Source organism: Niastella caeni (assembly GCF_004834005.1).
Lineage (GTDB): Bacteria > Bacteroidota > Bacteroidia > Chitinophagales > Chitinophagaceae > Niastella > Niastella caeni.
The window spans coordinates 435420-455083 of the sequence record NZ_STFF01000004.1 but is presented as its reverse complement, the minus strand read 5'-3'; the positions used below and the strand labels follow the sequence as shown (position 1 = coordinate 455083).

The window sequence follows — 19664 nt, the reverse complement described above, 5'->3', positions numbered from 1 at the left end:
ATCAATTAAATTTTTTGAAAATAGTCAACTATGAAAAAAGATAAAATATTCGACTGGCAATCGCTTGAAACCAGATTGAGCGCCGGTTTGCAACAGGAACAAAACAGCTTTCAATTAAAGGATACCCCTTTTTACCCCCTGGCGTTTCATGCGGAAATGCCGGAAAACAGTGAATATGAAAATGGTCATATTTCATTTCGCTTCAAAGATTTTACCCTGAGCGCACTGAACAGCCTCACGCTAAACACCGATGCCTGCAGGCATACCGGGAATGAGCTCAGTATAGCTTTGCGTTTGAACGATGCCGCATTGAAAGCCAGATACGAGATCAATACGAAATATGCAAGCAGGATCACCCTGGATACCGGCGGAAATATGCGCGACCTGGATGCAACAGCATGTGGCGAGGGTGGGGCAGATAACAACGGCGTAGCGCCACTATCACAAGACGAGATCGATGCTATGGTAACGCAGGCCAGAAGCCATCGCGATTCTATCCAGGAAACGATGCATGGACCAACGTTGATGTCTGCCTATAATGAACACAGCGAATCGTACAATTCTGCCTTTGTAACCAGTGAAAGGTTAAGAAAATTATGGGCACAAGGCGGCATCACCACCCAGATGTCGAGAGATACGCATGATTCCTTAAACAACAATACGGTCGTTAATTCGGCTACCACGTTATATTCAAATAAACGCACCTATAACCAGAATGCAGCTTCGCAACAGGTAAATGTCGCATTCGCGCTTACCATTATGGAAAGCCAGGCCCGTAACGACGGTAATACGGCGCTGGCAGATAAGTATAAAGCTGCGGCTAATGCTGCCGCCTCTTTCCAAAGTACAGTAAACCAAACGGGCGACGACAAAAAGCAACCGGCGAACATGACGGGCAGCCAGGTATATGACACGCTGAACAATCCGATGATGCAACTGGTGTCCGTCTCTGACGAACAATTTAACAACATGATCGATCAGGCAAACGATGCAGATAGCAAAGACGGCGGCGCCGATGCTGTAGCCATTGAAAACGGGTGGAGGATCTTGGACGCCGACGAACGTAAAATGATCCGCGAGCGCATGTTCCTTTTCCAGGAAGAACTGACGGCCATTAAAGGGATACAACCTGAGTTGTTGTGGGCGGGAGATTGCCAGGCCGACCTGAAAGGAATGGAAGCAACGATCACTGTAACATACGATACACAAACAGCCGCCTGGACGGTGAGCCATTCGGAGGTTACCCTCCCCGGTTTTTACATGGAAGTGGATGATGCTACCTGGCATGGCAAAACCGCCAATATTGTACGGGAACGCCTGGCAAACATCCATTTTGTAAAGAGTTTGCTGCAAAGCAAAATACAATCAGGCATTCAAAGCATCCTGGAGAAGGTTATAGTACAATCCCTTTAATAGCACAACACACAAATAAAGACGCCAGTGGATAACGACAAATATGAAATAGACGTGCCGAGGGCAATACTGTATGCAGGTGATAAAGGCAAGGCAAACCCCTTATATCACATCCTCGACAATCTGTTGGGCCCCGACATGGTGCGTTTTGATGAAGAGCTTACAACGGCCCTGGAACCGCAAGCCAGGCATTTAACAGACACTGAACACCAGATCTATAAACGGGGCAAAAAGATAAGACCGGTGATGTTGCTGTTATCTGCCCGGCTGATCCGGGGCGAAGAAGAGTTGTCGCATAAGATTATAAAAGCAAGCGCTTCCCTCGAAATGCTGCATGTAGCAACGCTCATTCACGACGATATCATTGACGACGCCCTTTTGCGACGGGGACTTTCATCTGTCAATGCTAAAAGAGGCACCAATGCCGCCATCCTGGTGGGCGACCTGCAGTTCGTTCAGGCCATTCGAACCTTTGTAGACGCCGTAGAAACCAACAGCGAAATGGGACTGGTTAAAATGGTGCTGGATACCGCATTCAACATTTGTACCGGCGAGCTCGACGAGTTGGAAACGGACCCCAACTGGAATTTAGTGGCCCTTCGTCAACGCTACTTCGACGTTATAGAGCGAAAGACCGCCATAATGTTCGGGCTGGCTTGCGAAACGGGCATGTCATTGGCCAAAAGTCACACCGGGGAAGCAAGAAGGCTTGGTTTCTATGGTCGCCGCGTAGGCAGGGCATTTCAAATTATGGATGACCTGTTCGACTTTTTGCAGGATGAAAAAGATTCCGGCAAGCAGGTGGGCATCGACCTGGTGCGACGCCGCGTAACCCTGCCCATCATCTATGCCATGGAAGAGTTGGGAGCAGCGCATCCGGTAAGCAGCATCATTCGCGGTGAAATGCAACCGCCAGATGATCTGCGCAACGAGATCAGGGCCATCAAATCGACACAGGCCATTGAAAGATCGTATGCAGATGCCCGGCATGAGGCCCTCGATGCATTGGAATATTTAAAACATTTTCCCAAAAACAGGTACCGGGATGCCCTGGAGGAGATCGCGCTGTACACTGTAGACCGAAAAATTTAAATTTTTTTTATGGGTGGCAATTCTAAATTATTCGCATTCATTTTTCGCACTATAAAGACATCGGCCAATGATCCGAAATCAAAGAACTTCCTTCCGGTATTGCTATCGGGTATCCAAAGCGGCGGAGCGCCGTTGCTGCCATTGAAGGAAGATAACTGGACAATTGGAAAACTGGGCGGCAGCAATGGGTTAACCATCGCCAATATGATCTCGGATCAATATTACCAGATCAACGGTACGCCGGCCATTCCTTATCCAAAAGATCCCGACCCTTCCCTCGACCTGAAAGATTCCAAAGGCGTGAATAAAGTCATCATCAACGGCCTGGAAAATGTTTACATTACCGACTTTACAAATTATAATTACGACGCGCCAGGCGCTGCGGTGACCGCGGATATTAAAATGCAATTCAACTACTGGACAAAAAATCCGGCCGGATTGCAACCGGGACAAAAAATAAGCAAATTGTCTTTAAGCGCCCCGTTCATCCTCACACAAAACCTGTGTCTATCACAAAATCCCGATGATGCAACATGCATCGATCCGGCAGCACCTCCGGTGCAGATCGTTGGCGAAGGCACCTTCTCGGCAGACATTACCCAATTGAATTTCACCGCATCTATAAAAATAACAGTGGCCCCCAACCGATCTGGCTTAAACCTGGCCATCACCAAACTCACATTAGTGACAACCGGCGACCAGGCGCCGCAATTTGCAAATGTAGATGCCCGGCTCTCGAATGATTCGATCTTCAGGGATATTATTTCCACGCTCATTACCAACTTCATGAGCGCGCCCGACGCCAGTGAAGCCGTATTTGGGCAAATGCAGGATTCCCTGAATGGGCCAGACAATATCAATGCCTTAACAAACACCCTCAACGCACAGGTTGGCACTTTCCTGGATGCCCGTTTAGGCGCAGTAACCGGACCATTACCCGGCGATGCGGGACAACAAGCCACCAATAAAGTGGACTTATACCTTTTTGACCGCATCCGGTATTCCCTGAATAACCCGGCCAGTAACTGGTATGTGAAAACGCTCCTGGAAAACTATAAGAACCCGTCCTTAAATCCGTTCAGGCCACAGAACCTGACGATAGGGAGTTTTCCATTGATGGCCGGTATTAACCTCAGCAATGTGACCCTATCGAATATTGTCATCACAGGTTTTCCCAATGCAAAAGTGCCGGCTGAACGCATGCTGCTGACGCCGCCAACCCTGCAGATGACCTTAGTATTGGGGGCTTTAAATACAACGACCGCTACCGCTGATTTTTATGCTTCATACCCTGGCGGCGAGCTGCGATTCGGGATCACGGTGGCGATCAATTCAGTTTCGCTCAGTAGTGTTATAACCCCGGGCGGCGACGATGCAGGTACATTGGTGGTAACTTTTAATTCGATCGACTTCCAGGTGCCTGCTGTAGACAACATGAAGATCACCCTTTCCGATCAATCGGATCTTGGTCCGGTAGTGCAGCGAGTGCTCAACACTTCAGCCGTTCAACAAAAAATAGTAGCCGCCATCAAAAGCCAGTTCAATAACCACCTCACCGACATCAGTAATGAAGTAACCCGTTTAACCAGGGCTATGCTGACCCAGCAACTGGGCGGCAATTAAACCGGTTAATAACACACATCCCAAACTTCTAATACAACAATCATGGATAAAGAGACCTGGCGTAAATACGTTGTTGAAGACAATAAAGGCGCATTCGTTCTCTGGATCGATCAAAGTACGGAACCCCTGCTTAAAGTCAACAACAGTAAGGGTGTTTGTTTTGCCATGGCCATTGATTTTGTAACGGCTTACCAGCTAGGGCAGCCCGGCCCCAGGGATTTCGTTAACGAGATCCGGAACAGGTCGCTGGTTTGGCCCTACACAAGCCGCATTCCGCCCAAGTACCTCGACATTCAGACTGGACTAGAAGCCATGACAGAACAATTTAAAAAAAACCTGAGGGTGTTGGTAGATCAGTTGAAAAAGGCGACAAAAGAAGATAAACCGGCCATACGGGCAAAGATCCTAAAATTCAAAGATGATCGCTTAAAGCAATTCTACGGTCCCGGGATGCAGGCGGTTGAAGAATTTGAGGAAGACAATATGCTTGCCGGACTGGAGATCTTTGACCGGCTGAAGGCCACTGCAACAAAGAACGGGCCTTCCTACTTTATCGTTGAAATGCACGATGCAGACACCGCACACGCAATAGCGTTTGGCTTCCGTCCCGACCTATCGGCATCTTCCAACTTTCCAGGCATCTACGAATTTTTTGATGCCAACCTCGGCTTTTTTGTATTCGGTACAGAAGACAGGCTTATGAACTTCTTCTGCTTTGATGTTTGGTTGAAAATATACACCGAACCTCCGTTTACAAATTATACAAAATTCTATATAGCATCGTTTACTGCTAAAAATGGTAAACGATAAGAAGCTGACATAATTATCCTATAACCACTAATGCAGCAACCTAATGAGTCCCCATATATTGAATACGCCGGTAGCTAACCCGATCAGGACATTATTGCAGATCGCAGATGACGGCACCATTCCCGGCAGAAAGATCACTATTAATGGCGCAACCCTGCAATCGATAGATGCAGGAAATGTGATGCCGGGTATTATCCGCTACGCATTCAATAACCAACCAATTGAAATAACAGATGCGCAGGCGAACCCTGCAAACGATGGCGCCGTAGTTATAATTACCGGCACCGGTGGATTCAGATTAACGATAACCGGGGTGCCAGTCACCTGTATGCTTACATTGGTTGAAGGAAATGTGCAGGCGATCTTTCAATATACAGTTATCGGTTCAACCCCGCCGCCAGTTCCCTGGAAATTCTCCAACAGCTTTCCCGATCTGCCAACGGATCTTAATGTATCGCAGCCTGATTCAACGCCAACCAGTCCGCTCGACGAGCTGGTAATGACAAATGCGCAATTCCTGGTTACTACCTGTGAACAAACATTCGAGAACCAGGACCTGATCGCCGGCATCAACTTCCGGGCAAACCTATCGCCCACCGGCATCTTAAGCGTTTTTGAAACACTTGTTGGCGGTAGCGGTGATCTGAAATTACAAGGCACCATATATCTTCCATATGATTTCATCGTAACGCCTCCGCTGAAACCGGAAGAATTTCCGTGGGAGATGGAAGGAACAGTTCCGGGCATCAATTTAAAAGCCGGTTTGGCAGCAGGGGCATTTCAGTTGGGCGGCATGTCATTCACCGCCGATCATTTTCGGGTATACAGTGCAGCAAGCACCGAATGGTTTGGAAAGAACAGCACTTTTGAAACAACGGTTGCTTATTCCGGGAAATTTGAAATACCCAGTGCCAAAACGGAGATAGACGTAACCGTGGTAACGCCGCCAGATACAAACGCGGCGCAATTGTATGCCGATTTTGAGAATTCACCTATTGGAAATTTCAGCGAGCTCGCAGATCTCCTGGGCATAGATAATGTATTAAGTTCTTTCCCCGATGCTATTCAAAAAGGCGACCTGGGCGGATTGGGCATTCAACGTGCCAGTGTAACCATCGGATTTGATAAGGGCCTCGATGTGCGCGCTGCTTCTATAACGGTAGGCATGCCAAAGCTTGACTGGAATATCTGGCCCGGGCATTTCGAAGTACAATCGGTATCGGCAACGCTCACCGTGCAAAACCCGTTCGATCCGGCAACACGGGCTATCGACATCCTGGTAAAGGGCAGCATGGAAGTACAGGGCGTACCGGTTAATATTTATGCCCAAAAAGGGACCGGCTTTACGATAATGGCTTCGGTGGCAGAAAGATTTGATGTGCCGTTGTCATCATTCATGTCAACTTATGCCCCGGGCATTCCCGAAGTAAGCGATCTGTCTATTGATAATTTGGAGTTGACCGTATCACCGGGAAATTATTATTCCGTTATGTTGCTGATGGCGCAGCAACCCAAACCATGGACCATACCGCTCGGGGTAACCGAATTAACGTTCAGCAATGTTGGTTTGTTCCTCCTGAAGCCGGCATCAGGCGATTTGAGCGGTAGCTTTTACGGCACGGCCCAGATTGCAGGCGTAACGCTCACCTCCAGTTACAATATTCCCGGCGACGTTATCATCAGGGGCGATTTCCCCAGTGTATCGCTCAGTGAGATCGTCTCCTTTTTCATTCAACAACCAATTAATGTACCCAGCGGGTTCAATCTGACTTTTACGCAATCATTTATCATGCTCGTCAAAAAGGGCAATGATTATAATATGCAGTTGGGAACGGTCATTGACAAGATCGGCAGCCTGGCATTTGTTCTTCAAAAAGGTGCAGGCGGCTGGGGTGTTGCAGTGGGTTTGCAAATAGAGGTTGATCAGCTTGGCAATCTGTCTGGCGGCGTATCAGATAGTGTGAATGCCTTTACATCCTGGTTTCCCTTCCAAACGTTTACTTTGGCCATTTCAACATTAAACGATCAAACGTTTACTTTCCCGGGTTTTGAACAGTTTGATCAGGCAGCGCTCGGCAAATCAAAGATCAAATTGCCCGCCATTGCCCGCGGCATTCAACCCGGTTTCTTTCTTTATACCAGTACGGTCTTTACCAAAAAGAACAAGATCCTGGGCGCATTGATCGATCTGCTCAAGATCCCCGAAGGCACCCAGTTGGATGGCTTCCTGGCATACCTTACAGAAAAGAAACAATTCCAGTTGGGCGTATCGCTCACGACCTTCCTTACACCTGTAGAGGACGTCAATCAACGCACTTGCGCCGGTGCGCTGGGCTATAAGAATACCTGTTTAACAGGAACGATCATGGTGCTTACTGGCGGCCCCGATGGTTTTGCCTTCGGCCTGGCCGCTTCGTTGAAAACATTGCTCGAAGACAATGAATTGGATTTCGATGTACTACTAACGGTGGTGGGCAATGGCGTGTTCGTATCCGGAACGCTGAAAGTAGAAAAGCCATTAACCTTCGGGCCCTTACAGTTGGGCGGTGTGGCGCTCGAGCTCGGCATTTCCTTTGAAGGATTACCCAGTTTCGGCTTTGCGGCGGAACTGATGGTCGACAATTTGTTCGACAGCACCCTGGCGGTAATGATCAATACAGCTAATCCGGCCGAAAGTATGATCGCAGGCGCTTTAAGCAATCTTACACTGGGCGATGTGGTTGACAAACTCGTGGGTGTTACCAATGAAGAATTGCCGGCGCCTATTAAGTCTGCATTGGATGAGGTCTCTATTAAAGGCACCACAGCAGGCGCCTTCACGGTTCCCAAAGGCGCATCGGCCACACAACTCGAAGATGCATTGAACAACTTCAAGGGCGACGTGATCCAAAGCGATTTCATGAATTACGGGAAGCAGGCAAGTTTTCCCAGTACCAGTGACGGCATGATGATCTTTAACGATTCCAAGAACGGAAAATGGTACATCACCGAAAAAGCAGGCGCGGGGAGCAGCTCCACTGTTACACACTGGCAACTGATTAAGAACAGCAGCCAGGAAATAGAAGTTTCGCGGGAAGCGCAGTTCTATTTTGTGCCGTCGCCTTCAGGCGTTTCTATTGGCACCTTTTACTATCCGCAAGGGATGAAGATCAGCGGCCGCATTCAGTTCTTATTATTTAAATTAGACACTGACATTGACATTATAATTAATAAAGGGATCAGGGTAGATGCACAAATGGATAAGATCAGCCTTGTTTCTGACAACTTCTTCAGCATAGCAGCCGAACAGGGCGCTGGCGGACCGCAGGTGTCCATCTCTACCTTTACACAGCCAGGTGCACCCGAAAAATTTCAAAAACCTCACTTCTTTGTAAATGGTAAACTGACCCTGCTTGGGGCCAGCCAGGGCATTTTTGTCGATATCAATGAAAGCGGCGCCAACCTGGAGGTAACAGGCTCTTCGCTCGGTGGGGTCTTCAACGGCAAATTGTCCGGAAGCTTTACTGCCGAAAATTTATCGGTTACTGGTAACATTAATGTGGGCATCGGTTCTATAGACCTCGGCAAATTGGGAACATGGAATATAAATACCGGCGTGTATGCAGCGTCAAAAATTTATGCCGACCTGCAAAATGGAAACTTTGGCGCCACCTTCACCGCCGGCTTTGAATTGGCCGGTACGCAATATTCGCTCGGCGATATTAGACTGGATGTAAACGTTGGTAAGCTGGCCGATCTTGCAGGAATCTGCTGGCAGGCAGTAAAGGATTTTCTTATCAAACTATTCACCGATCCTAAATACTGGGCAGAAATGGCGGCGAAAGTGCTTGGCTGGGTTGAAGACAGGATCACAGGCGTTCTTACATCCGTATTCGGGCTTTCTTCAAGCGAGGCCAAAGCCATTGTATCCGCGATCAGTGCATTTTGCCCGATTGTAACAGCGGTGAGTATACTAGGAAAATAGAAGAATGGGAGAGGCATAATACATATTCCATATGTGAATATTTAATTCATGAGCTAAAAGTATTTGGTAGTATTTTCAGTGGCAAAACAAAGTCTACATGAGAAAATTAACCTTATCCATTCTTATGGCGGTATTATGCCTTACTGCCACTTCCCAAACAGACATTTTTACTTTAATGGAAAGAACGGACCTGCGGCTCAATGAAATTGAGCGCATTGCCAACCGTTATTTCGACAGCGTAGGCACCGGCAGAGGTACCGGCTACAAACAATACCAACGCTGGTTATATGAAAAAAAATTCCATACAGACGACAACGGTTACCTGATCAATGCTGAAACAGAAGCTGCCCGTTACAAAGCGGCAAAGGATCTTATGAAAAGCCGCGGGCAACTGGATAATGCCAGAGGCACCTTTGGCACCTGGCTTGAACTGGGTCCGCATAGCTGGTCGTACACCAGCGGCTGGAACCCGGGCGTAGGCCGGATCACTTCTGTAGCCGTTCATCCTTCGAATATGGCTGTTATTTATGTTAGCTCGCCGGGTGGAGGCATCTGGAAAAGCACTAACAGCGGCGCTAACTGGAAACCACTCGTTGATTTTACTTCATCGGCCTGGATGAACATTTTTCATCTTTGCATCGATCCTTCCAATCAAAATGTTGTTTATGCTGCCATTCAGGGCGGTGGGGTTATTAAATCATCCAATGCCGGCGTTACCTGGGCCGCAACGGGAGCCGGACCTACCGTTTCCCGCAAAGTACTGGTGCATCCCGACAGTTCCAATATTGTATTCGCCACCGGCAGCAATGGCATCTTTCGCTCGGTTAATGGGGGCGTTAGCTGGACTAACGTTCATACAGAAACTAAAGAAGATATCGAATTCCATCCTACCAATCCAAACATTATGTATGCCGCAGGCGCCGGCGCCAATGCCGTATGGCGGTCAACCGACAATGGCGTAACCTGGACAGCGATCACCGCCGCCAATGGCATCACCAATACCGGAAGAACAATGATCGGCGTTTCGCCTGCCAGTCCTGATGTTGTATATGTAGTGCAGGCCAATGGCAGTTTGTTTGGTCGCCTATACAAATCAACGGATGCTGGTAATACCTATGTTACTACTGTTGTTGGTAATGCCGCCAGTGGTACAAACTATTTTGGTTATGAAACTACGGGCACCGGTACTTCCGGCCAGGCAACGTATGATATGGCCATTTGTGTAAATCCTGCTAATGCAAATGAAGTGATGATCGCTGGCATTATTTGCTGGAAGTCGACCAACGGCGGTACTTCCTTTGTTGCACAAACCGCCTGGAGCTATCCGAATAATACGGGTTACAACCATGCCGACGTTCATGCACTGGAATGGATCGGCGCCACTATTTTCTCAGGCAGCGATGGCGGTATTTATAAAAGCACCAATAGCGGGGGCGACTGGACAGATCTTTCAACAGGACTAGGCATTAAACAATTTTACCGGATAGCCTGTTCCAAAACAGATCCTGATGTAATTACAGGTGGTGCACAGGATAATGGTTCCTCTTTCAGGAGAACAGACAGCACGTGGAAAGATTGGTTAGGCGCTGATGGTATGGATTGTATCATAAGTCCTACCAATGCCAACATCGCCATCGGCACTTCACAAAACGGCGCTATTTACAAAACCATCAATGCCGGCGGTTCACGTACCAACCTTACCCAACCTTCCGCTGGCAACTGGGTAACGCCCCTCGTTATGCACCCCAAAAACCACAATACGGTATATGGCGGCTGGACGGGTATTTATAAATCCCTTAATGGCGGCACAAGCTGGATCAAAATTTCCGGCACTGTGATCGGCGGTAAGTTAAATTGCCTGGAGGTTGCACCTTCAGATACGCAATACGTTTATGGATCTGTTGGCGCCAAATTATACCGCACCCACAATGGCGGTACTACGTGGGATTCAGTAACAGCGCCTGCCTCCATCAATGCTATTTTCGTGAGCCCGGTGAACCCCAGAAAAGTATTCCTGGCCTGCAACAGTACTACCAGTTCGGTTTTAGTATCTACCGACACCGGCAGGACCTTTACAAATATTTCGGCCGGATTACCTGCCCTGGTAGCCAGGTCGATAGTGGTAGATAACAATCCCAGTGAAAGCATTTATGTAGGTATGAACGTGGGGGTGTATTATCGCGATAATGTAGATACCAACTGGGTAGAGCATGCCAGTGGCTTACCACTGGTGGCTGTAAACGAAGTGGAGATCCAAAAATCTTCGGGCAAGTTGCGGGTGGCCACTTATGGAAGAGGTGTTTGGGAAACCAACTTATGGACACCGATATTGGTTGGGACCACAGATATTACAGATGACGGCGGCGTGCTCGATGCACAATATACTACCGGGTCGCCTGCCAATGAAGATTATACCAAAGTGATCGATAATGATAACGGCACCAAATACCTGACATTTAATTGTTCGGGCTGGGTACGATATTCAGCCAGCAATACCTGGATGCCCAGTGGGTACAGCATCGTTTCTGCCAATGACGCCCAGAACAGAGATCCCAAAGACTGGACCTTGCAGGCATCAACAGATAGTGTTAACTGGGTAACGCTTCATACCGTCAATAATGAATTTTTCAGCGGCCGGGGCCAGGAAAAAGTTTATATTTTCAAGAAAACAGGAGCATTTAAATACTACCAATTCAACTTCACCTGCAAATCCGGCTCAACATTGCAGTTGGCAGAGATGCGGATCTTTGGCATACAACAACCGGCAATATTGACAAAAGCGGAAAACAAGCCTGAGAAAATTGTTGTGACATCACCGGAAGAACTGGCGGCATCCGGCATTAAAGCTTTCCCTAATCCCGTTAGCGGAAAATTGACGATAACCGGACTTTTGCATGCGCATACAATAACCTTGTACGACATGAATGGAAAGAATATACTCACACAACGAGTGAACGGTCATGCAAAAGAACTGGATGTGCAAAAGCTGAAAGCTGGCATTTATCAGTTGATCATCATAGACAAAGAGCAGGGGCATACCAACATCAGGATTGTAAAGCAATAAATTTAGTTTGTGGTTTGTAGTTTGTAGTTTGTTGTTTGTTGCTGCCGCGCTTTGAGATTCGCGATTGATTTAAGATCATCTTACAGGCAGCATGAAGTCGAGGCTCCAATAAAAAATGACTTCACGAATTAATGAACTACAAACCATAAACCACAAACAACAAACGGGTCTTTTTACCAGATCAACTTACATCATGAAATTTATTTTACTGATCACCCTCACAGGATGGTTATGGGCGCCTGCCTATGCCCGGCAGTTACCAGCTGATTCAACTAACCTGGAAGAAGTGATCGTGACAGCCAATAAATTCCCTGAGAAAAGAAAGCATATAGCCCAGCAAACGATCGTGATCGGTAACAAGGAAATTACCAGGTCCCTGTCGAACAACACAGCCGGTTTGCTGGAGCATTCCGGGAAGGTATTTGTTCAGCGAAGCCAGTTGGGCGGCGGAAGTCCGGTTATAAAAGGCTTTGAGGCCAGCCGGATTTTACTGGTAGTGGATGGGGTACGAATGAACAACGCTATTTACCGCACCGGTCATTTGCAAAATGTGATTACGGTTGATGACGATATGCTGGAAAGGGTAGAGGTGTTATCGGGGCCGGCATCTACCATGTATGGTTCTGATGCATTAGGTGGCGTGATCCATTTCCAGACAAAACAACCGCTGTTGGGAAAAATACAAACGAACGTATCAACCCGTTACAGCAGCGCATTCAATGAATTTACCGGTCATGCAGATGTAAATATCGGAACACGAAATTTTGCGTCGCTCACGGCTTTCAGCTTTAGTAGTTATGGTAACCTGCGGCAGGGCGGCCAACGCAAATCACGCTATGCTGAATTTGGCAAACGGAATGAATATATCACGCAAATCAACGGCATCGATTCCATTGTGCGGAATGATAACGTCAATATGCAGAAGTACAGCGATTACCGCCAGTACGATCTGTTGCAAAAATTTTTATGGCAGGCAAGCCCGGGGCAATCGCACGAATTGAATTTGCAATATTCTACCAGCAGTGATATACCGCGCTACGACCGGCTCACCGATACCCGCAATGGCGCCTTAAGATGGGCTGAATGGTATTATGGTCCCCAGGAAAGACTTATGGCATCTTATAATTACCAGTCCAAACAAATAAAAGGATTTTTTGACGAGTTGAAAGCCGGCGCCAGTTATCAACACATAGAAGAAAGCCGCATGCAGCGTGCTTATAGAAAGCCCTTACGGGAAAACAGGATAGAACGTATTGATGTAATGGCATTGAACCTCGACCTCCGCAAAAGCATGGCACAACATGATCTGAGTGTTGGCGCCGACGGTCAATTCAATATCCTTAACTCAACTGCATTCAATTATGATATTACAACCGGTGCCAAATCAGCAGGCCTGGTTACCAGGTATCCTGATGGTAAAAACAATATGACCTACAGCGGCGTGTACGCACAGCATTTGTTCAGGATCATACCCGGCAAATTAATTCTGAACGATGGCATAAGGTTCAATTATATTAGCCTGGATGCAAATTTCATCGATACGGCGCTGCTTCATTTGCCTTTCACGAATGCCACGCAACGCCATTTTGCTTATAGTCTCAATGCGGGGTTGATCTATTTGCCCATCACCAGCAGCAGGATCGCGCTTAATTTCTCCACCGGCTTCCGCGCTCCTAATATCGATGACCTTGCCAAAGTATTCGAATCTGCAGGCGGTGTGCAATTGGTGGTGCCCAACCGGCACCTTAAACCAGAGCATACGTATCAATTCGATCTTGATGTGAGCAAACGCTTCGGAAAATTAATCGAACTGGAAGCAAATGCATTCTATACGCTGTTCCGGAATGCTGTTGTCCTTGACAAATTCACGCTGAACGAAGCCGCCAGTGTACTGTATGATGGACAGATGACGCCGGTAGTGGCCAACCAGAATAAAGCACGTGCATGGCTGTACGGATTTCAGGGCGGCTTTACGCTTCGGCCTGCAACGAATGTCAGCTTGTATTCCCATATAACCTATACGCATGGACGGTATAAGCAGGAAGATAAATCAACCGTGCCAATGGACCATATTCCACCCGTATTCGGTAAAACAGGTATTACAGGCCGGTACAAATTCCTGGAAGGCGAAGTGTATGTACTGTACAATGGAAAGAAAAAACTAAAGGACTACAATCCGTATGGAGAAGATAACCTGCAATATGCCACACAGGAGGGCATGCCTGGCTGGCAGATCCTGAATGTATCAACCAGCCTTGCTATCCGCAAACAGTTCACCATACAGGTGGCCCTGGAAAATGTATTGGACAAGAATTACCGGGTATTTGCTTCAGGTATCAGCGGCGCCGGAAGGAACCTGGTAATAAAACTGAAAGCAGGCTTCTGAGCCAGAAAAATTTGTTGTAAATACTATTAGTTTATTACAAAGGAATAATTCAATTTATCACTGCTTTCAATACCCAATACCATTACCCGCTGCATACCCGATTTGAGTGTTGTTTCTTTCAGTTCGGCTTTTGCGGCAGCATCATAGAAAATAGTGATGGCGCCGCCCGGCTTTTTCAATTCCACTTTACCGGGAGAAATGATCCGGAGGGAGTCGGTACTGTTCAATAACAGCGGAATGTATTCTGTAAAACGTCCGGGATGTTGAATAGCTATTTCGATTGCCTGGTCCCGAAAGACGATCGACTTTTTGCCGGTTGATCCTAATTTATAGGATACAGCTAACGTCCCGGTTTTTACATCATGATTGCCAGGCGTGGGATTGTGGGCTTTATTATTTATTAAAAACAAAGCATCCAGCGTGTTCGCCTCATACAATTTGCCGCCTTCCGGTTTTGTGCCCCAGGCTGCATCATCAGTATCTGTTTGCGATTGCAAAAAAGAGCCGGCCTTCGGATGCCACAACAGACCTACGCCATATCGCTGTTGTGGTTTTAACTGGGGGCCGCTGTTAAAACAGGCGTAATAACCGGGCTGCCGTACATAGGTAAATACAGTAGGGTGGCGGGTGTCCATTTTCTGGTGAATGAACCGGTCGCTTTTTATATAAGGCAACATCTTTACAGCAGCTTCTTTTTGCTGTGGAGAAGGATACCATTGGTAATGTGACCGGTGAAGGAAAGCATAGGGAGAAAAAGCGCTGAATGCGCCGGTAGTAAGCGACTGCACATTGGGCCAGGTTTGCTCAAGGTTTTTCCTTGCTTCTGCAATCGCCTTTTCCTTTTCCACGCTGTTCCTGTTGAATGCCCTTATGCCTTCTACGGCTTCGCCAAGTGGGCTTGCCATGAAATAACTCCCGGTAGTGGTTGCTTTCTGCCGCATTTCTATAGCCCTGTTGATGGTATAGTTTATCGAACCCGGCTCAGGCACTGCATTATAGCTTATCCAGTTATAATATCTTTTTTCTTCCGCTATAAAGTTACTGGCCAGCCCGGTGCCGCGGCTGTAGTGATACGCCACCCACAGGTTACTATGATGTGTATTGAAGTTATAGCCAAAATCGGTACCGCCTGCTTCATAAAAAAATCCTGCGGGGCTTTGAAAGTCTGTTGCCGATTGCTGTATCCGGGCAACCAGGCGACTGCTTATTTCGGCATCCGGAAAAAGCGACAAATACGCCAGCGCGCCGGCCCATACGTTGGTAAACTGGTTTGAATAATTTTTTCCATGCTCGTATAGGTCCTCCAAAGTAAGCACTGCCATAATAGCTTTTCTATCTGCTTCAATAGTATTTTGTAAAATAACGGGATCAATAGGTGGCCCCGCTTTAAGCAGCCGAAGTGTTTCGCCCATAAATTTTGTGCCGAAAGCGGTGGCGGGCAGGTTCCATTTCTGCGGGCCATACTCACTGAAACGGCCATCCTTATGTTGAATACGGCACCAGAACGCTAAAGCCGCTTCCAGTCTTGGCCGAAGGGCAGGGGAGGCATAATATATATTCCAGGGACGATTGGTGCAATAGAAATAAGCCAGCGAAAGGATGTTCTCCATGATGCGGGCATTATACGTCTTGTTAACATCCGGCGTACGCCATACAGAGATATTGATAAACCCTTTGTCGGGACCGGTTTCAACTACGCCATTGGCAAACGTATGAAAATGCTGCAGGTAATAGGGCATATCCAGCTCATCATCTGTAAAATCGGAAGGTTTGAATTTCGACAGGTCAACAGCGGGTACGGGAGCCCACTGCGCCTGAACAGCCTGAATACATACGGTGAGCGAAACAACTATGGCAATAGCAGCGTGGCAGGCAATTCGTGGCATTGGTATGTAGTTTTCACAGCCAAGTTATTATTTCTGCCGGTTTTACAAATACCAATTATCGTATTGGTTAAAATAGCTTATCGAAATGCTTATGCTGCTTTTGATAATCCTCGCAGCACAAGCAAATCTATTTCAACAAGCAAATGCTTTACAAGCTTATGCTTATTTCAAAGCATTATGGTATTGCCTGAAATGTCCATTTGCGTTGAGATGCACTGGAATAAGGCCATTGAATTACTTCAGTACCATCAGCGGGGTCAGCCGCTTCCACATTCAAACACTGGCTGCTGTAACGGCTTTCAATTTTGTATTCACCATTACCCACATCGGTAATTTTCCATTCGTCGTTGTTTGGCGCACTACTGGAGTAGGCGTACTGAATGAGGTTGGCCCCATTGTTATAGGTGGCGCCCTGCACATTCAGGTCGAGACCGCTTTTTACGTTGGTGATGCGATAATAACCGGTAGCACCTATTTTAGTGACGTTCCATTCGTCATTGTCGTTTTCAGCCGAATACGGCCACATGGTTATTTTAGCGCTGCTGGCAGTGGAACCGCCCGATACGGCCATCACTTTTCCATTCAACGCGCTCACAATAGCGTATTTTCCATTGGCAATGGGCGCTGCGGGAACAGGCAGATCATCATGCCACCAAACATCTGCTTTATAATAAGCGGCATCGTTGCGCTTCCGTGAACCCAGGAAGACACCCGACGCATTATAAAAATCAACATAAGGGGTGCACCACGTATTCAGCGAACATTCGGTGACGGGCCTGGTTTGTACGATCATGTAGCCGCTGGCGGCATTGTTGTTGCTCACGGCTTTCACTTTGTTACGATGTGCAGCACCCGGCGCATTCACCAGCGCCTTGGTGGTCTTATCATAGATATATACGTGACCGCTATTGGTTACCCACAGCTTGTTATCGTTTCCTTCAAAGCGGGAGAGATCATGACCATTACCGGGAATGGTTTTAGCGCGGGCTACATCTTCTGTAATAGTAGGCGCACTTCTGGTACCGCCAATGATCAGCGCCGTTAGTTTGGTATCCCCAACTACCCACAAACGATGCAATTCATTATCCCATACAACACCGTGCGCGCCGGGTAATGAATAGGTTGCCACGTTGCTGCTGCTGGTACTGAACACTTTCACCCAATCACCATGCGAAGCAGCTACCGCCAGGTTACCATTGGGTATCAGTTCGGCAGCATGCGGATAGGAGCCGGCGCCACAATTAACGGCCCATAATTTAGTACCTCTGGTTTTGTTAGAAGCATACGTTGCAATAGTGGCCAATTGTCCGCCTACGGTTACCATTACTTCTGTACAACCAGACCATACATTGGTAAGCACCCGCTTTACATCCATTGGGTCGCCTGTGGGATCACCGCTTGTCCATAAGCTGATCTCTGAACTGGTATAACCCAAAGCGGTAGTAGGCATCCACGACCAGCGCAGGGAACCGGCATCGTTCCAGTTGGCATCGCCGTAATTGAATACCTCCAGTTTGTTGTTGCGATTGTTGGTGCAAATGATGTCATTTCCGATATCGCCCGGAGCTGCCGCTATGAGCGATACTGTTTCTGCATCCGATATATCTGCAGCTATATCGGTGTCGTTCAATTGCTGTTTGGCGCATGATGCCAGGAACAAAGCAAGCATGAGTACGTTTGTTTTCTTCATGTGATTGGTTTAATATTAGTGTAGCTCTATCTAACAACAGGTCCAGGTTCTATCTTAAGAAAATCAGGCAGCATAAACCGGCAAAAACAATGCAGGAATAAGATAGTGTTAATAAATTTCACTGCCTGGGTAATTGGCGTAAAACATAACACATAAAACATACAACCCGGTAAATTCAGTTAGCATGTTTACAATAATGGTACACGCAATCCCACCACCCGGGCTTTAACTTTCAAATAAAAATTCGTTTCTTTACCTGCCTTAGCAATTTAAAATGAGCATTATGAAGATTTTATTAGCATGTTTTCTCCTGGCATTCCAGGTTTGTGCGGCTCAGACAGAATGGGGTTCTTTTAAATGCGAAAAATATTCAATAAGTTATCCCTCAGCCTGGAGCATTGACACCAGCAAGAATATGGGAATTGATCTATTCATTTTTTCCAAACCAGAGGCCAGCACTGACAAGTTCAGGGAAAACGTAAACGTGCTCGCTTCCAATGTGGAGGGACTGCATGTTACTTTAGATACATTTGTAAAGGTTTCCCTGAAACAAATTGAGTCGATGGCTACAGATTATAAGATCCTGGAATCTAAATTGTATAAAACCGGAAACAAAGAATATCATAAAATAGAATTCACCGCCAAGCAGGGAGTTTTTAATCTACATTTTGTGCAATACTATTTTGCAACCCCGCTGAATGTTTATACAGTGACATTAACTACTGAGTTGGATAAATTTGACTTATACAAGCCGGATGGAATGAAAATGCTCGATTCATTTGTGCCTATACTATAGTATTTACCGCACTTATTTTTTTGTGTATTCGAACGAGAAGAGTATTTTCACTTTTTTTATATTTGCAGTTATGAGAATGGCGCCAACACTCTAAGTACTTCCTTTTTTTGTCGCCCTGACATGTTGCCTTTATTTGAGGCAATAATTATTTTATTCTCACAAATTAAACAAGATGTTAAGCCAAGAACAAATAGAGCAATTCCTCTATGAAGGATTTGTTCGTATAGATAATGCCTTTCCTGCATCTACCGCCGAAGAAGTAAGAAAGATTCTCTGGAAAGAAACCGGTTGTGACCCCAATGATCCCACTACCTGGGCCAAACCTGTGATCCGACTGGGAATGTACCATCAAAAATCTTTTATCGACGCTGCTAATACAGAAGTGCTGCATCAGGCATTTGATCAGTTGGCCGGCTCCGGTCAATGGCTGCCAGTGCGCAGCATGGGCACCTTTCCCGTGCGCTTTCCTTCACCGGAAGATCCGGGTGATGCAGGATGGCATGTAGACGCCGGTTTTCCCGGCAATGATCCTGGTAATTATTTCGAGTGGCGTATCAATATACGCTCTAAAGGCAGGGCCTTATTGATGCTGTTCCTTTTTTCCGATGTTAGTGAAAACGATGCGCCAACTCGTATACGTACCGGTTCTCACCTCGATGTAGCCGGCATATTGGAACCTCTGGGAGAATGGGGATTGTCTTTCATGGAGCTTGCCACCAGACTAACAGGGCTGCCTGAAAGACCGGAGGTACTGGCAACAGGGAAAGCAGGTACAGTTTACCTCTGTCATCCTTTCCTCGTACATGCTGCACAGCCGCATAGAGGCCAGGAACCGAGATTCATGGCACAGCCTCCCTTACTGTTGAAAGACGAGCTAATGATTGATTCGCCGGTGGAGAAAGCCATACAATTCGCCATCAGCAAATAATCAAAGAAGAAC

General features: G+C 47.0%; 11 protein-coding genes. 9 read left to right on the top strand and 2 right to left on the bottom strand.

The window, feature by feature from the left end; translation table 11 throughout:
• The first annotated feature begins 30 nt into the window (after positions 1 to 30).
• From FAM09_RS16790 to FAM09_RS16760, 7 genes are all read left to right on the top strand, one after another.
• The gene (locus FAM09_RS16790) at positions 31 to 1413 is read left to right on the top strand and encodes a hypothetical protein (RefSeq protein ID WP_136578287.1); all 1383 of its coding nucleotides are present in this window, start codon (positions 31 to 33) and stop codon (positions 1411 to 1413) included.
• Positions 1414 to 1440: 27 nt separating this feature from the next.
• Positions 1441 to 2505 carry a polyprenyl synthetase family protein gene (locus FAM09_RS16785; RefSeq protein WP_136578286.1) on the top strand — a complete coding sequence of 355 codons (1065 nt, stop codon included), beginning with the start codon at positions 1441 to 1443 and terminating at the stop codon, positions 2503 to 2505.
• A 9-nt stretch (positions 2506 to 2514) separates the two neighbouring features.
• A complete protein-coding gene (locus tag FAM09_RS16780) occupies positions 2515 to 4128 on the top strand; it encodes a hypothetical protein (protein ID WP_136578285.1) in 1614 nt (537 codons plus the stop codon).
• Positions 4129 to 4170: 42 nt separating this feature from the next.
• On the top strand, positions 4171 to 4938 hold the full coding sequence (locus tag FAM09_RS16775) for a hypothetical protein (protein WP_136578284.1): 768 nt from the start codon (positions 4171 to 4173) through the stop codon (positions 4936 to 4938).
• Between the two features lie 43 nt (positions 4939 to 4981).
• Complete coding sequence (locus tag FAM09_RS16770; RefSeq protein ID WP_136578283.1) at positions 4982 to 8902, top strand: hypothetical protein; 3921 nt, start codon at positions 4982 to 4984, stop codon at positions 8900 to 8902.
• Positions 8903 to 8999: 97 nt separating this feature from the next.
• Positions 9000 to 11966, top strand: coding sequence for a VPS10 domain-containing protein (locus FAM09_RS16765; RefSeq protein ID WP_136578282.1), 2967 nt, complete (start codon positions 9000 to 9002; stop codon positions 11964 to 11966).
• A 193-nt stretch (positions 11967 to 12159) separates the two neighbouring features.
• Positions 12160 to 14352, top strand: coding sequence for a TonB-dependent receptor plug domain-containing protein (locus tag FAM09_RS16760; RefSeq protein WP_166437184.1), 2193 nt, complete (start codon positions 12160 to 12162; stop codon positions 14350 to 14352).
• A gap of 26 nt (positions 14353 to 14378) precedes the next feature.
• Here FAM09_RS16760 and FAM09_RS16755 read toward each other — a convergent pair whose 3' ends face one another.
• Both FAM09_RS16755 and FAM09_RS16750 read right to left on the bottom strand, forming a co-directional pair.
• Entirely contained in the window at positions 14379 to 16238 is a 1860-nt protein-coding gene (locus FAM09_RS16755; RefSeq protein WP_136578280.1) for a hypothetical protein, read from the bottom strand.
• 175 nt (positions 16239 to 16413) lie between these two features.
• On the bottom strand, positions 16414 to 17928 hold the full coding sequence (locus FAM09_RS16750; protein WP_136578279.1) for a DUF6528 family protein: 1515 nt from the start codon (positions 17926 to 17928) through the stop codon (positions 16414 to 16416).
• 283 nt (positions 17929 to 18211) lie between these two features.
• On the opposite strand from FAM09_RS16750, the gene FAM09_RS16745 reads away from it, so the two are divergent.
• On the top strand, positions 18212 to 18724 hold the full coding sequence (locus tag FAM09_RS16745; protein WP_136578278.1) for a hypothetical protein: 513 nt from the start codon (positions 18212 to 18214) through the stop codon (positions 18722 to 18724).
• 172 nt (positions 18725 to 18896) lie between these two features.
• Positions 18897 to 19652 carry a phytanoyl-CoA dioxygenase family protein gene (locus tag FAM09_RS16740; protein WP_136578277.1) on the top strand — a complete coding sequence of 252 codons (756 nt, stop codon included), beginning with the start codon at positions 18897 to 18899 and terminating at the stop codon, positions 19650 to 19652.
• Positions 19653 to 19664: the final 12 nt, after the last annotated feature.

What these genes read in the sequence shown, in the direction of transcription:
- FAM09_RS16760 (WP_166437184.1), top strand. Translation starts at nt 12,160, where the DNA reads ATGAAATTTATTTTACTGATCACCCTCACAGGATGGTTATGGGCGCCT.
- FAM09_RS16765 (WP_136578282.1), top strand. Translation starts at nt 9,000, where the DNA reads ATGAGAAAATTAACCTTATCCATTCTTATGGCGGTATTATGCCTTACT.
- FAM09_RS16790 (WP_136578287.1), top strand. Translation starts at nt 31, where the DNA reads ATGAAAAAAGATAAAATATTCGACTGGCAATCGCTTGAAACCAGATTG.
- FAM09_RS16740 (WP_136578277.1), top strand. Translation starts at nt 18,897, where the DNA reads ATGTTAAGCCAAGAACAAATAGAGCAATTCCTCTATGAAGGATTTGTT.
- FAM09_RS16770 (WP_136578283.1), top strand. Translation starts at nt 4,982, where the DNA reads ATGAGTCCCCATATATTGAATACGCCGGTAGCTAACCCGATCAGGACA.
- FAM09_RS16775 (WP_136578284.1), top strand. Translation starts at nt 4,171, where the DNA reads ATGGATAAAGAGACCTGGCGTAAATACGTTGTTGAAGACAATAAAGGC.
- FAM09_RS16780 (WP_136578285.1), top strand. Translation starts at nt 2,515, where the DNA reads ATGGGTGGCAATTCTAAATTATTCGCATTCATTTTTCGCACTATAAAG.
- FAM09_RS16750 (WP_136578279.1), bottom strand. Translation starts at nt 17,928, where the DNA reads ATGAAGAAAACAAACGTACTCATGCTTGCTTTGTTCCTGGCATCATGC.
- FAM09_RS16745 (WP_136578278.1), top strand. Translation starts at nt 18,212, where the DNA reads ATGAAGATTTTATTAGCATGTTTTCTCCTGGCATTCCAGGTTTGTGCG.
- FAM09_RS16755 (WP_136578280.1), bottom strand. Translation starts at nt 16,238, where the DNA reads ATGCCACGAATTGCCTGCCACGCTGCTATTGCCATAGTTGTTTCGCTC.